Genomic DNA, 13,313 nt, shown 5'->3' with positions numbered 1-13,313 from the left:
ACATCATGGGGTAATCGACACGCTTTTAATCTGGGCATACAGCCACTGATCTGGCCGAATGCCCAGCTCATCCCGTGCCCAGGGCGAAATACGCGCCCACAGTTCGCTGATGCCAATGCGCAGCTTAACCTCTACCTGATCGTCAATCTCCAGCAATTCAACCACCTGCGCGGGCAGGATGTTACGAATCGAGGTGTTTTGCGGCGGTTGCAATGCCAGCGACACATCGGCTGAGGCGATACGAATGCGTAACGCGGTTTTCAGCGGCTGATTGACCCGGCTGACCCAGATATGTTGATCGCCGAGTGACAGCGCGGTCATCGGGTAATCAGGATGCTGCTCCAGCACCTGGACGCGAAGTACGCTGGTGCGATCGCTGGCCGGTAGCCACGGGCGCATCGCCGCACTGCTCCACACCTTCTCCAGCGAACCAAAGGCTTTGACTTTACCGCTATCCAGCACCAGCACGTTATCCGCCAGTTGCAGGATCTCGTCGAGGCTGTGCGACACGTACAACAGCGGAATATCCACCTGTTTCGCCAGCTTTTGCAGGTAAGGCATCAGTTCACGTTTACGTGGTAAATCCAGCGAGGCCAACGGCTCATCCATCAACAGAATATCCGGTGCCGTGAGCAGCGCGCGGCCAATCGCCACCCGCTGTTTCTCGCCGCCAGATAAAGAAGATGGCGCGCGACGCAGCAAGGCGTCGAGGCCCAATAACGCCACCAGGCTGTCGAATTGCGGTTTCATGGTAGCCGCCATACCGTATTGCAGATTGCCGCGCACGCTGTAATGCGGGAACAGGCGAGCATCCTGAAACACATAACCGATACGGCGTTTCTCTGGCGGTAAATTCAGTCCGGTGGCGGCATCAAACAACAGCCGTTCATCCAGTTTAATCTGCCCCTGCTGCGGCTGAGTTAACCCGCCAATCGCGTTGATCAACGAGGTTTTGCCCGCGCCAGAAACGCCAAAAATCGCGGTGATCCCTTTGCCGGGGATCTCCACGTCCACATCCAGCTGGTGGGTGCCCAACTGCTGGGAAAAGTTCAGTGTCAGCATTAAACCCCCAGCCGCTTACGGCCCCAGCGGGCCAGCAGTTCCGACGCCACCAGCGACAGCAACGCCAGCACAATCGCCACCGCACACAGGCGCGCGGCGGCATTTTCCGCCCCCGGTGTTTCAATCAGGGTAAACATCGCTGACGGAATGGTGCGGGTTTCACCAGGTATATTCGACACGAAGGTGATGGTGGCACCAAACTCACCCAGCGAACGGGCAAAAGCCAGCACCGTACCGACAATGATGCCGGGAAAGGTCAGGGGTAAGGTAATGGTAAAGAACACGCGCCAGCGTCCTGCGCCGAGGGTGCGTGCCGCCTGTTCCAGTTTGGTATCTACCGCTTCCAGCGCCAGGCGAATGGCTCGCACCATTAACGGGAAAGCGATCACCGCCGCCGCCACCACTGCGCCACGCCAGCTAAAAGCAAAGCTGAAACCAAACCAGTCATATAACCAGGCACCGATAAAGCCACGCCGCCCGAGGGCAATCAGCAGCAAATAACCGACCACCACCGGCGGTAGCACCAGCGGTAGATGGATAACACTATCGAGCAGGGTTTTGCCCGGAAACTGGCAACGCGCCAGAATCCAGGCCATCAGGATGCCCAACGGCAGGCTACACAACACCGCCACAGTGGAGACTTTCAGGCTGAGAAACACCGCCTGCCATTCGGGATCACTCAATATCATTTCTTCGGCGTAAATCCATACTGTTTAAACACTGCGGCGGCTTCCGGCCCCTGCAAATACTTGAAGAAGGCTTCTACCGGCGCACGCTGATGTTCTTTGACGATCGCCATCGGATATTCGACCGGCTTATGGCTATCTTCCGGGAAACGCCCCACTACCTGCACTTTTTGGCTGGCTACCGCATCGGAACCGTAAACAATGCCGTAAGGCGCTTCATTACGTTCCACCAGCGCCAGCGCAGCTCGCACGTTGTTGGCCGGGGCCAGTACCGGCACTAACGTATCCCACGCGCCCAGTTTCTGTAACGCTTCTTTTGCGTAGATCCCGGCAGGAACATGATCCGGGTCGCCCACCGCCAGACGCTGGCCCTTCAGCAGGCTTTTCCAGTCGGTTTGCGCATTGATGGTCACGGCCTTAGCGCTGTCGCTGCGCGGTGCCACCAACACCAAATCGTTACCCAACAGGGTTAAACGCGTGTTATCGATGACGCTTTTTTTCGCCACCGCATCGTCCATCCACTGCTGGTCAGCAGAGATAAACAGATCTGCCGGTGCACCCTGCTCAATCTGGCGCGCCAGTACCGACGACGACGCAAAGGACGACACCACTTCGACACCGGTTTTTTTCTGATACTGCGTGGCGATATCCTGCAACGCGTTGGTCAGTGAGGCCGCTGCAAACACGGTAATTTTCTCAGCAGCCAGTGCCTGTCCGGCCAGTGAAAAAGTCAGAACGGCAGCGGCACCCCAGCGGTAATGTTTTGATAGCATTTTTAGCTCCTTGTTACGTTATATACTGAATACTACAACGCTGGCTTCGATGCTGTCATGAAGTTTATATCGGCAGGATTTGGCGGAAGTTAAGAGCAAAACGCCCGCAAGATGCGGGCGTTGAAAAATCAATGTGAGTTGTTGGCGGGGCGATCGTCGCGGCGGCCAAATTTCGAGATGACGTTGAAGACTTCACCCAAGCCGTAAATTAAACCCAGCATGATAGCCATAACAATTGGCACCATAATGATGGCCACGGCCAGGCTTTTTAGCAGTTCCAGCATGGAAACCTCACGAAAATGATAAAAAAGTGATTGTAACGGCTTGAGAATAAACTGCCATGCCCTTTTCGTGCTTTTACTTTAGCGCATACAATTGGTGCCACTAACTTAAGGAGCTGACATGCAAGCTGAACTCTCTCTCCATATTCGCCTACAGCAGAAGTTGTTTGCCGATCCGCGCCGCATCGAACTTCTGAAGCGGATTAAGGAGACCGGCTCCATCAGCCAGGGAGCAAAACTGGCGGGTATCAGTTACAAAAGCGCCTGGGATGCCATCAACGACATGAACGGGATGGCAGATCAAACCCTGGTGGAACGCGCCACCGGCGGCAAAGGGGGTGGCGGTGCGCAACTGACACGTTACGGTGAGCGCCTGATCCAACTGTTCCAGTTGATGGAGCAGATCCAGCAGAAAGCCTTTGATGTGCTGCAAAACGACACCCTGCCGCTCGATAGCCTGCTGGCGGCGATTGCGCGTTTCTCGCTGCAAACCAGCGCACGCAACCAATTGTACGGCACGGTACTGGCGCGTGATAATCAGCAGGTGGTGCAGCATCTTGAGGTGTTGTTAAGCGATGGCGTAACCCGCTTGCAGGTGGCGCTGACCCAGCGCAGTGCCGAACGTTTGCAACTGGAAAGCGGCAAAGAGGTGCTGGTGCTGATCAAAGCACCGTGGATTCAAGTCAGCCGCACAGCCAGCCACGGGGATAATCAGCTGCCGGTGCAGATAACCACCATCGAACCCGGTGAACAGGTGAGCGAGGTGTTGATGGCGCTACCTGGTGGAGAAACCCTGTGTGCCACGCTGCCGAATAGCGCAGTGACGCAGCAGAATCTGCAACCTGGCGACAACGTCACCGCCAGTTTTAATGCGGAACACGCCATCATCGCCACACTGCTCTGAAATCCCGGCCATGATTTGACTTCACCGGCAGCGGTCGCTACAACTGAGTGACACGATGCATAAAATGGAACAAATCATGGCTTCATTGCAAATTTCGCAAGGCACGTTTCGTCTTAGCGACACCCGAGTACTGTCCCTCAATGATTTAACGCTTAACAGCGGTGAGAGCTGGGCGTTTGTCGGTGCCAACGGTAGCGGCAAATCCTCACTGGCCCGCGCGTTGTCCGGTGAATTGCCGCCGGGCAAAGGCAGCGTCACGCATAGCTTTCAACGTCCGACCCGCTTATCACTCGAACAGCTGCAAAAGCTGGTGACCGAAGAGTGGGAACGCAACAACACCGACATGCTCAGCGAAGGCGAGGATGACACCGGTCGCACGGCTGCGCAGATCATTCAGGATGAAGTCAAAGACGACGCGCGCTGTCAGGCGCTGGCGCAGCAGTTTGGCATCAGCTACCTGTTGGATCGTCGTTTTAAATATCTCTCGACCGGCGAAACGCGTAAAACCCTGCTGTGCCAGGCGCTGATGGCCCAACCGGACCTGCTGATCCTCGATGAACCTTTTGATGGTCTGGATGTGGCGTCCCGTGCCAGCCTGGCACAAACCCTGAGCGATCTGCATCAGCATGGCTACACCGTGGTTCTGGTGCTGAACCGCTTTGACGATATTCCCGACTTTGTCGATCAGGTTGGCGTACTGGCGGAGTGCACCCTCACCCACGTCGGCCAACGTCAGGCGATTCTGGCTGAAGCGCTGGTCGCCCAACTGGCGCACAGTGAAAAGCTGTCCGGTATGGCGCTGCCGGAAGCCGATGCTCCCGATCAAATTCCCCCGCTGGCGGAGGATGCGCCACGGGTGATTCTGCGTAACGGTGTGGTGTCATATAACGACAAGCCGATTATCAACGGCCTGAGCTGGCAGGTAAGTCCCGGTGAGCACTGGCAGATTATCGGCCCCAATGGCGCAGGCAAATCCACCCTGCTCAGCCTGGTGACCGGTGACCATCCGCAAGGCTACAGCAACGATTTAACCCTGTTCGGCATTCGTCGCGGCAGCGGAGAGACCATCTGGGACATCAAACAACATATTGGTTACGTCAGCAGCAGCCTGCACCTTGATTACCGTGTCAGCGTCAATGTGCGTACCGTGATCCTCTCCGGCTTCTTTGATTCCATCGGACTGTATCAGGCGGTGTCGGATCGGCAAAAATCGCTGGCGCGTCAGTGGCTGGCGTTACTGGGGATGGATAACGCGCTGGCCGATGCGCCCTTCCATAGCCTCTCCTGGGGCCAGCAGCGGCTGGTGCTGATTGCGCGTGCGCTGGTGAAACATCCGGCGCTGCTGATTCTGGATGAACCGTTGCAGGGTCTGGATCCCATCAACCGTCAACTGGTGCGGCGCTTTGTCGATGTGCTGATTGGCGAAGGTCGTACCCAGTTGCTGTTTGTTTCCCACCACGCCGAAGATGCGCCACAGTGCATCACCCATCGCCTGAGCTTTGTCGCGCAGGATGGCGGTGGCTATGGGTATCAGCAAGAAAAGCTGCGTTAAAACCCCCGCGATAAATCGTGCCGCTACGGTAGCGGCGTGATTTATCGCGCATCACACCATCAATGTAACCGTTACCATTTCATTGCCCACATATTCGGCAAACACGCCTGATAACCCCACAAAATGAGAATCGTCACCTTGTGTAAACGATACCATTTATCCAGACTGGATCACGCTTTCAGTCTGACCTTTATGCTACTTTGAACGCAGCCATTTTTATCTGTTTGTCGTTTACCAGGATCCAACATGGAAAAATTTAACCCGGTCGATCATCCGCATCGCCGTTATAACCCGCTGAGCGATCAGTGGGTATTGGTTTCGCCACATCGCGCCAAGCGTCCGTGGCAGGGCGCACAGGAAACGCCGGCGCTGGAAACATTGCCGGCACACGATCCCGACTGCTTCCTCTGCGCCGGTAATACCCGCATCACCGGTGATAAAAATCCCGATTATAAAAGCACTTACGTCTTCACTAATGACTTTGCCGCGCTGATGACCGACACGCCTGATGCGCCGCAAAGCGACGATATTCTGATGCGTTGCGAAAGCGCGCGCGGCACCAGCCGGGTGATCTGCTTCTCGCCGGATCACAGCAAAACCCTGCCGGAACTGCCGCTCAGCGCGCTGGAAGAGATCGTACGTACCTGGCAGGAACAAACCGCCGATCTCGGTCAGCACTATCCGTGGGTGCAAGTGTTTGAAAACAAAGGTGCGGCGATGGGCTGCTCTAACCCCCATCCGCACGGTCAGGTATGGGCAAACAGCTTTTTGCCGAATGAGGCACAGCGGGAAGACCATCTCCAGCGTCGCTATTACGCCGAAAAAGGCACACCGATGCTGGTGGACTACGCCGCGCGTGAACTGAACGATGGTAGCCGTACCGTGGTAGAAACCGACCACTGGCTGGCGGTGGTGCCCTGGTGGGCCGCATGGCCGTTCGAAACGCTGCTGCTGCCAAAAGCGCAGGTGAAACGCATCACCGATCTGACCGAGGCGCAACGCAAAGATCTGGCGCTGGCGATCAAGCTGCTCACCAGCCGCTACGACAACCTGTTCCAGTGCTCCTTCCCCTACTCAATGGGCTGGCACGGCGCGCCTTTTAACGGTGAAGCCAACGATCACTGGCAACTGCACGCGCATTTCTATCCGCCGCTGCTGCGCTCAGCAACGGTGCGCAAATTTATGGTTGGCTACGAGATGCTGGCCGAAACCCAACGTGATTTAACGGCAGAACAGGCGGCTGAACGCCTGCGTTCTGTTAGCGATGTCCATTTCCGCGAGGCGCAATAAATGTCATTAAAATCCATTACACAACAGACGTTCGTCGAGACATTTGGTTATCAGCCGAGCCACAGCATTCAGGCACCTGGCCGCGTTAACCTGATTGGTGAACACACCGACTATAATGATGGTTTCGTGCTGCCCTGCGCCATTGATTATCAAACCGTGATTGCCTGTGCCAAACGCGATGACCGCCAGGTGCGCGTGGTGGCGGTGGATTACGATAACCAGCAAGACAGTTTCTCACTGGATGCGCCGATTGAGCCGGTAAAAGAACCGATGTGGGCCAATTATGTGCGCGGCGTGGTGAAACATCTGCAAAAACGCGATGCCAGCTTTGGCGGCGTGGATATGGTGATCAGCGGTAACGTGCCGCAGGGCGCGGGCCTGAGTTCTTCGGCGTCGCTGGAAGTGGCGGTGGGCACCGTGTTTCAACAGTTGTATCAACTGCCGCTCGACGGCGCAGCCATTGCCGTGAACGGTCAGGAAGCGGAAAACCAGTTTGTCGGTTGTAACTGCGGCATCATGGATCAGTTGATCTCGGCGCTGGGTAAGCAGGATCACGCCATGCTGCTGGATTGTCGTAGCCTCAGCACCCGCGCCGTTTCGATGCCGGCAGATGTGGCAGTGGTGATCATCAACTCCAACTTCCGCCGGACGCTGGTGGGCAGTGAATACAACACCCGTCGCGAGCAGTGTGAAACCGGTGCACGTTTCTTCAATAAACCCGCGCTGCGCGATGTCACCCTGGCGGAATTCGAAGCGGCTGAAGATCAGCTCGATCCGCTGGTGGCAAAACGTGTCCGTCATGTGATTACCGAGAATGCGCGCACGCTGGAAGCCGCCGATGCGCTGGCAGCGGGCGATCTGACGCGAATGGGTGTCCTGATGGCCGAATCACACGCCTCAATGCGTGATGATTTTGAAATCACCGTGCCGCCGATTGACCAGTTGGTGGAGATCGTCAAAGCTGCGATCGGACCGCGCGGCGGTGTGCGAATGACCGGTGGCGGCTTTGGCGGCTGCATTGTGGCCCTGATGCCAACTGATTTGGTGGATCAGGTGAAAGCGGCAGTGGCCGGGCAGTATGAAGCCCAAACCGGTATCAAAGAAACCTTCTACGTGTGTAAAGCCTCTGAAGGAGCTGGCCAATGGTAAATGATGTGCAATCACATGCACCTGATGGACAACCGTGGCGCATTACCGTGTTACGTAATCACAACGGTATGGTGGTGACGTTTATGGACTGGGGCGCGACCTGGCTGTCGGCGCGCGTGCCAATGCGGGATGGCAGCGTGCGTGAAGCGCTGCTCGGTTGCGCCACGCCATCCGACTATCTGCACCAGGATGCGTATCTCGGTGCCACGGTTGGCCGTTATGCCAACCGTATCGCCAACGCCACGCTGAAGCCGCTGAATCTGGCACTGGTGGCCAATCAGGGCGCGCATCAGCTACATGGCGGGCCGCAAGGATTTGATAAACGTCGCTGGCAGATCATCAGCCAGAGCGAAACCGAGGTGCATTATCGCCTCGACTCGCCGGATGGCGATCAGGGATTCCCCGGCAATCTGATTGCTGACCTGCGTTATCAGCTTGATGACGACAATTGCCTGTCGATCAGCTATGTCGCGAGCACCGATAAGCCCTGCCCGGTCAACCTCACCAACCATGCTTACTTCAACCTTGACGCGCATCATGGCGATGCGCGCCAGCATCGCTTACAACTGCTGGCAGACCGTTATCTGCCGGTCGACAGTGAAGGCATCCCCAATGCGCCGCTGAAAGCGGTAGAGGGAACCAGCTTCGATTTTCGTCAGCCGAAAACCGTCGCCGATGACTTCCTCGCCGATGACGATCAGAAAGCGGTAAAAGGTTATGACCATGCGTTTCTGCTGAATACCGCTGGTGACAGCAGCCAGCCCGCCGCCCGACTGTGGTCGGCCGACGGTAAGCTGGAGTTGAGCGTATTTACCGCTGCCCCGGCGCTTCAGTTCTACTCCGGCAACTATCTGGAGGGAACGCGCGCCCGCGAGCAGGGAAGCTATACTGCTTTCCAGGGCATCGCCTTAGAGAGTGAATTTTTACCGGATTCGCCCAACCATACTGAGTGGCCGCAACCGGATTGTTGGTTGCAACCCGGCGACAGCTGGCAGTCGGTGACGCGCTATCGCCTCACCCCGCACTGACCCGCCGGATGAAAAACGCGCACTGCGTCGCTGACAGGCTTACGCAGTGCGATGTTTTCCGCTATGGTATGGCGCTATCAGTGAGCCGCTTCATCAGGTGGCCGCCGCCGGTTTCTATAATACATCAAGCATTAAGGAGTTAAGCTATGGCCGTAACTAAGCTGGTTCTGGTGCGCCACGGCGAAAGCCAGTGGAATCAGGAAAACCGCTTCACCGGATGGTACGATGTGGATCTGTCCGACAAGGGTCGCACCGAAGCCAAAGCAGCCGGTCAGCTGCTGAAGAAAGAAGGTTTCGTATTCGATTTTGCCTACACCTCCGTGCTGAAACGTGCCATCCACACCCTGTGGAATGTACTGGACGAGCTGGACCAGGCCTGGCTGCCGGTTGAAAAATGCTGGCGTCTGAACGAACGTCACTACGGTGCGTTGCAGGGTCTGGACAAAGCAGAAACCGCTGCCAAATATGGCGACGATCAGGTGAAACAGTGGCGTCGCGGCTTCGCGGTTACTCCGCCAGAACTGGATCGCAGCGATGAGCGTTTCCCGGGCCACGACCCGCGTTATGCATCACTGACCGATGCCCAGCTGCCGACCACCGAAAGCCTGGCGCTGACCATCGAACGCGTGATCCCTTACTGGAACGACAGCATTCTGCCGCGCATCAAAAGCGGTGAGAAAGTGATCATTGCGGCACACGGTAACTCGCTGCGTGCGCTGGTGAAATACCTCGACAACCTGAGCGAAGACGAAATCCTCGAACTGAACATCCCAACCGGCGTGCCGCTGGTGTATGAGTTCGACGAGAACTTCAAACCGCTGAAACGTTACTATCTGGGCGATGCCGACGAGATCGCTGCGAAAGCAGCCGCCGTGGCAAACCAGGGTAAAGCGAAGTAAGTTTCGCTTGAAACGTAAAAAGGCCAGACGCAACTCTGGCTTTTTTTTTGTAGTAGGTAGTAGCGCGTTGACAGCGAGAAGGTTCCGGCTGACAGCAGCGGTTTGGCTCTGAGCGGGTTCCGCCCGCCAGGCTTTGGGCAGTTTCAGCACTGCCGTGCTGGCGGACGGGCAAAGGTGCGATGGCGCGCACCTTTGCAATCCGCGCCATGCGCCGTCCTCGCGCAGCGCTACGCGCTGTGCCCTCGCTTATCACTCAGGCCGCACGGCACGCGCGGATTCGCCATCCATGGCTCATTCCGCTCTCTCGCCGCATCCATGCGGCTCGGCCTGGCCTTCACTCTGCACTCGGCGCTGCGGATGCCACCCACCCCACCGCCTTTGAGTTTTGTGCTCTCTTAATTGCGCGATAAATCGCGCCGCTACAAATGACCGCACGTAACGTAGCGGCGCGATTTATCGCGCAGACAGCAATGATGATATTACAGCGAAGCACAAGTCATGCAGCGATGGGTGGGCGCCATCCGTACTCGCTGAACGAGGGAACGCTGCCAGGATGAGCCGCATGGATGCGGCGAAAGGTGGCGTTGAGCAGGAGCGAATCGACGCCGGTCCTTCGGCAGCGTGAGGGAGTGAAGGTACCGCGAAGCGACGAGGCAGGCTGGCGCAGGGCCGGGGAATGCAAAGGGGACGGCCAGGTCCCCTTTGCTCGGTCGCCGCACCGGCGAAATGTATCTGCCAGTGCAGGTGGCGAACGAAATATGCTCAGTTCAAACCAAACTTACTCAGCGTGGCTGAAATTAACCGCGACGCTGTTTAACCGCCTGAGCCAACTGACGCAATACTTTGTCAGTATCTTCCCAGCCAATACAGGCATCGGTCACGCTTTTGCCGTAGACCAGCGGCTCACCGCTGTCGAGGCTCTGGTTACCTTCCACCAGGTTACTCTCCAGCATCACACCGGTAATACCTCGCTCACCACCGGCAATCTGCTGCGCAACATCTTCCGCCACCACCATCTGGCGCTGGAATTGTTTGCTGCTGTTGGCGTGGCTAAAGTCGATCATCACCTGCGGTGTCAGACCTGCTTTCTCCAGCCCGGTTTTCACCGCTGCCACATGATGGGCGCTGTAGTTCGGCTCTTTGCCACCACGCAGAATGATATGACAATCTTCGTTGCCGCTGGTTTCGACAATCGCTGAATGACCATACTTGGTGACCGACAGGAAGCAGTGCGGCGCGCTGGCAGCACCAATGGCGTCAATCGCCACTTTGATGGTGCCATCGGTGCCGTTTTTGAAACCTACCGGACAGGAAAGACCGGAAGACAGCTCGCGGTGTACCTGTGATTCGGTGGTACGCGCACCAATCGCGCCCCAGCTCATCAGATCCGCCACGTATTGCGGGGTGATCATATCAAGGAACTCGCCTGCCGCAGGCAGACCGGTATCATTAATATCCACCAGCAGTTTACGCGCCAGACGCAGGCCGTCGTTGATCTGGAAGCTGCCATCCATATACGGATCGTTGATCAGCCCTTTCCAACCCACGGTGGTACGAGGTTTCTCAAAGTAGACACGCATTACCACTTCCAGCTCGCCACTCAGCTCATCACGCAACTTCAGCAAACGTTCGGCATATTCTTTGGCCGCCGCAGTGTCATGAATCGAGCACGGCCCGATGATCACCAGCAGGCGGTCATCTTCGCCATGCAGAATACCGTGAATAGCCTGGCGGGCTTTCGCGACGGTCTGTGCTGCGCTATCGGTCGCGGGGAATTTTTCAAACAACGCAACAGGAGGTAATAATTCTTTGATTTCTTTAATTCTTAAATCGTCGTTCTGGTAATTCATACTTAGTCCATTCAATTTCTGGCCCGGCGCGCGCCGGACGCAACCCGTCCACTGTAGCCCGTCAGACTAGCGCTGTAAACTGACGCTTCCATGAAGAGTTGCTACCTGGCGATCCAGGGTGAAGACCTGCCAGTCAACCCGCTGTGAACTAAGGGTAAATACCGCCGTGGCGAGGGTGTTTTCGTCATCCGGGTCCTGCGGTGATAAACGGTAGATCGGTAGTTCAGCATCATGCTGGTCCGATAAAATCGCTTTTGCCGCATCCTCGTCCAGTTCTGACTGACTGGCCTGCCAGCCTTTTAATCTTGCCTGGCGTGAAGCTGAACTGGCGGTGATAACCTGCTGAACATCGTCCATCACCGGGTGAATAAGGTGATTGGCATGGCCCATCACATTTGTTACCTGCACCACGGAACAGCCCGAACCGGTGGCCTCCACACTGAATACACGACGGTCGCCCATCTGTCCCAGGGTATGGTGAAACGCCCCGGCACGCGTATGCGTGGTCAATTGCAGAACCGCCTCGTCCAATGTGGCAGCATTTAACGCCGCGCGGGCCAGCACCTGACGCGGTAAACCCGCCGGGCGGTGCAGCGCACGGATATTATTCACCGTGTTGACGATGCCCTTCTCGTTAACTGCAAAGGTATGACCGGGAATCGAACCGGGATAGGCAAAGCTGGTGAACCCCAGCCCGTCATCCGGCGTGATGCTGACCAGCGCGCAATCCTCGCGCAGCTGCGGGAAACCATCCTCGTTATGGGCGATGATAATCTCCCCAGTCACGCGACTACCCGCCACGGTGGTACAACCGTCCGAAGTGGAACGCACCAGATCGCCACGGCAGTTCCAGGCGAGGACCTCGTCAACCGGGACGCCCAGCCCCTGCGCCATACCTTCCAGCTCCTGCCAAATCAGCGGATACTGCGCGATCACCGCAGCGCGCATCGCCTGGAGTTGTGCCGATCCCTGCATGGCGATCACCGTTTGCCACAGCCGGGTTTGCGTCAGCTTCTGATGCCAGGCATCACGGCCAAACTCACCTAATTGCTTACCGACGGCAAATGCGGATCCACTGATTGCGATTTTTTTCATGGTGTTATCATTCACTTATATTCAGGAAACGTGCTGCAAAAACTCTTTCAGACGCGGATTGCTGCTGGCGTTGAGCAGAATATCAGGCGGGCCATCTTCCGCAATGGTGCCACCATCAATAAAGATTAGTCGCGATGCCACATCACGCGCAAAACCGATCTCATGGGTGACGATCACCATTGTCATGCCTTCATCCGCCAGCGAGCGCATCACCTTTAACACCTCATGGCGCAGCTCCGGGTCGAGGGCCGACGTCGGTTCGTCAAACAGCATCATTTTCGGCTTCACCGCCAGCGCACGGGCAATCGCGACACGCTGCTGCTGGCCGCCGGACAATTCGGCGGGATAATGATTGGCACGTTCACGCAGCCCGACGCGATCCAGTAGCGCCAGCGCCTGTTCGCGTGCCGCCGCTTTACTCTGCTTACGTACGCGAATCGGACCAAACATCACGTTCTCCAGCGCGGTCAGATGCGGAAACAGGTGAAACTGCTGGAACACCATCCCTGCTTCGCGGCGGATATCACACTCATTGGCGTGGGGATCAGTGATGTGCATACCTGCCACCAGCAGGGTGCCGGAAGAAATCTCTTCCAGCTTGTTAATACAACGCAGCAGCGTTGATTTGCCCGATCCCGATGGGCCGATGATCACCACCACTTCCCCGGCTTCAATTTTTAAATTGATATCGTGCAGCACCTGAGTCGCACCAAAATGCTTGGAGACCGCATTAAATTCAACCAT

At 56.8% G+C, this 13,313-nt stretch carries 13 protein-coding genes; 6 read left to right on the top strand and 7 right to left on the bottom strand.

What is annotated here, in order from left to right; genetic code table 11:
• Window positions 1-3 precede the first annotated feature (3 nt).
• From modC to AC6I8R_RS06025, 4 genes are all read right to left on the bottom strand, one after another.
• Window positions 4-1,062 carry a molybdenum ABC transporter ATP-binding protein ModC gene (gene modC, locus AC6I8R_RS06040; protein WP_021182447.1) on the bottom strand — a complete coding sequence of 353 codons (1,059 nt, stop codon included), beginning with the start codon at window positions 1,060-1,062 and terminating at the stop codon, window positions 4-6.
• Complete coding sequence (modB, locus tag AC6I8R_RS06035) at window positions 1,062-1,751, bottom strand: molybdate ABC transporter permease subunit (protein ID WP_021182446.1); 690 nt, start codon at window positions 1,749-1,751, stop codon at window positions 1,062-1,064. The genes modC and modB overlap by 1 nt, the downstream gene beginning before the upstream one ends.
• Window positions 1,748-2,521, bottom strand: a complete 774-nt coding sequence (modA, locus tag AC6I8R_RS06030) for a molybdate ABC transporter substrate-binding protein (protein ID WP_415173812.1) — start codon at window positions 2,519-2,521, stop codon at window positions 1,748-1,750. The genes modB and modA overlap by 4 nt, the downstream gene beginning before the upstream one ends.
• Window positions 2,522-2,649: 128 nt before the next feature.
• Window positions 2,650-2,805 carry an AcrZ family multidrug efflux pump-associated protein gene (locus AC6I8R_RS06025; RefSeq protein WP_021182444.1) on the bottom strand — a complete coding sequence of 52 codons (156 nt, stop codon included), beginning with the start codon at window positions 2,803-2,805 and terminating at the stop codon, window positions 2,650-2,652.
• 118 nt (window positions 2,806-2,923) lie between these two features.
• Here AC6I8R_RS06025 and modE point away from each other — a divergent pair, with 118 nt between their 5' ends.
• The 6 genes from modE to gpmA all read left to right on the top strand — a co-directional run bounded on the left by modE (window position 2,924) and on the right by gpmA (window position 9,624).
• Window positions 2,924-3,706: a molybdenum-dependent transcriptional regulator gene (gene modE, locus AC6I8R_RS06020; RefSeq protein ID WP_021182443.1), complete on the top strand. Its 783-nt coding sequence runs from the start codon at window positions 2,924-2,926 to the stop codon at window positions 3,704-3,706.
• Between the two features lie 76 nt (window positions 3,707-3,782).
• On the top strand, window positions 3,783-5,258 hold the full coding sequence (gene modF, locus AC6I8R_RS06015) for a molybdate ABC transporter ATP-binding protein ModF (RefSeq protein ID WP_415173813.1): 1,476 nt from the start codon (window positions 3,783-3,785) through the stop codon (window positions 5,256-5,258).
• Between the two features lie 246 nt (window positions 5,259-5,504).
• Window positions 5,505-6,548 carry a galactose-1-phosphate uridylyltransferase gene (galT, locus tag AC6I8R_RS06010; protein ID WP_415173814.1) on the top strand — a complete coding sequence of 348 codons (1,044 nt, stop codon included), beginning with the start codon at window positions 5,505-5,507 and terminating at the stop codon, window positions 6,546-6,548.
• Window positions 6,549-7,697, top strand: coding sequence for a galactokinase (gene galK / locus AC6I8R_RS06005; protein ID WP_497832006.1), 1,149 nt, complete (start codon window positions 6,549-6,551; stop codon window positions 7,695-7,697).
• Window positions 7,691-8,725, top strand: a complete 1,035-nt coding sequence (gene galM, locus AC6I8R_RS06000; RefSeq protein WP_021182439.1) for a galactose-1-epimerase — start codon at window positions 7,691-7,693, stop codon at window positions 8,723-8,725. The genes galK and galM overlap by 7 nt, the downstream gene beginning before the upstream one ends.
• Window positions 8,726-8,871: 146 nt before the next feature.
• The gene (gpmA, locus tag AC6I8R_RS05995) at window positions 8,872-9,624 is read left to right on the top strand and encodes a 2,3-diphosphoglycerate-dependent phosphoglycerate mutase (protein ID WP_013508332.1); all 753 of its coding nucleotides are present in this window, start codon (window positions 8,872-8,874) and stop codon (window positions 9,622-9,624) included.
• A gap of 797 nt (window positions 9,625-10,421) precedes the next feature.
• On the opposite strand, the gene aroG is transcribed toward gpmA, so the two are convergent.
• The 3 genes from aroG to glnQ form a co-directional block, all read right to left on the bottom strand.
• Window positions 10,422-11,474 carry a 3-deoxy-7-phosphoheptulonate synthase AroG gene (gene aroG, locus AC6I8R_RS05990; protein WP_021182438.1) on the bottom strand — a complete coding sequence of 351 codons (1,053 nt, stop codon included), beginning with the start codon at window positions 11,472-11,474 and terminating at the stop codon, window positions 10,422-10,424.
• A gap of 66 nt (window positions 11,475-11,540) precedes the next feature.
• Window positions 11,541-12,569, bottom strand: coding sequence for a C45 family autoproteolytic acyltransferase/hydrolase (locus tag AC6I8R_RS05985; protein ID WP_497832005.1), 1,029 nt, complete (start codon window positions 12,567-12,569; stop codon window positions 11,541-11,543).
• Between the two features lie 21 nt (window positions 12,570-12,590).
• Entirely contained in the window at window positions 12,591-13,313 is a 723-nt protein-coding gene (gene glnQ, locus AC6I8R_RS05980) for a glutamine ABC transporter ATP-binding protein GlnQ (protein ID WP_415173822.1), read from the bottom strand.

The sequence above is a fragment of the Pantoea sp. X-Soil-OKNW-713 genome (genome assembly GCF_059730685.1).
Note: the sequence above shows the minus strand (reverse complement) of the source record. Positions and strands in the feature narration are given on the sequence as shown.

What these genes read in the sequence shown, in the direction of transcription:
- gpmA (WP_013508332.1), top strand. Translation starts at nt 8,872, where the DNA reads ATGGCCGTAACTAAGCTGGTTCTGGTGCGCCACGGCGAAAGCCAGTGG.
- glnQ (WP_415173822.1), bottom strand. Translation starts at nt 13,313, where the DNA reads ATGGTTGAATTTAATGCGGTCTCCAAGCATTTTGGTGCGACTCAGGTG.
- modB (WP_021182446.1), bottom strand. Translation starts at nt 1,751, where the DNA reads ATGATATTGAGTGATCCCGAATGGCAGGCGGTGTTTCTCAGCCTGAAA.
- modF (WP_415173813.1), top strand. Translation starts at nt 3,783, where the DNA reads ATGGCTTCATTGCAAATTTCGCAAGGCACGTTTCGTCTTAGCGACACC.
- AC6I8R_RS05985 (WP_497832005.1), bottom strand. Translation starts at nt 12,569, where the DNA reads ATGAAAAAAATCGCAATCAGTGGATCCGCATTTGCCGTCGGTAAGCAA.
- AC6I8R_RS06025 (WP_021182444.1), bottom strand. Translation starts at nt 2,805, where the DNA reads ATGCTGGAACTGCTAAAAAGCCTGGCCGTGGCCATCATTATGGTGCCA.
- galK (WP_497832006.1), top strand. Translation starts at nt 6,549, where the DNA reads ATGTCATTAAAATCCATTACACAACAGACGTTCGTCGAGACATTTGGT.
- galM (WP_021182439.1), top strand. Translation starts at nt 7,691, where the DNA reads ATGGTAAATGATGTGCAATCACATGCACCTGATGGACAACCGTGGCGC.
- modC (WP_021182447.1), bottom strand. Translation starts at nt 1,062, where the DNA reads ATGCTGACACTGAACTTTTCCCAGCAGTTGGGCACCCACCAGCTGGAT.
- galT (WP_415173814.1), top strand. Translation starts at nt 5,505, where the DNA reads ATGGAAAAATTTAACCCGGTCGATCATCCGCATCGCCGTTATAACCCG.
- modE (WP_021182443.1), top strand. Translation starts at nt 2,924, where the DNA reads ATGCAAGCTGAACTCTCTCTCCATATTCGCCTACAGCAGAAGTTGTTT.
- modA (WP_415173812.1), bottom strand. Translation starts at nt 2,521, where the DNA reads ATGCTATCAAAACATTACCGCTGGGGTGCCGCTGCCGTTCTGACTTTT.
- aroG (WP_021182438.1), bottom strand. Translation starts at nt 11,474, where the DNA reads ATGAATTACCAGAACGACGATTTAAGAATTAAAGAAATCAAAGAATTA.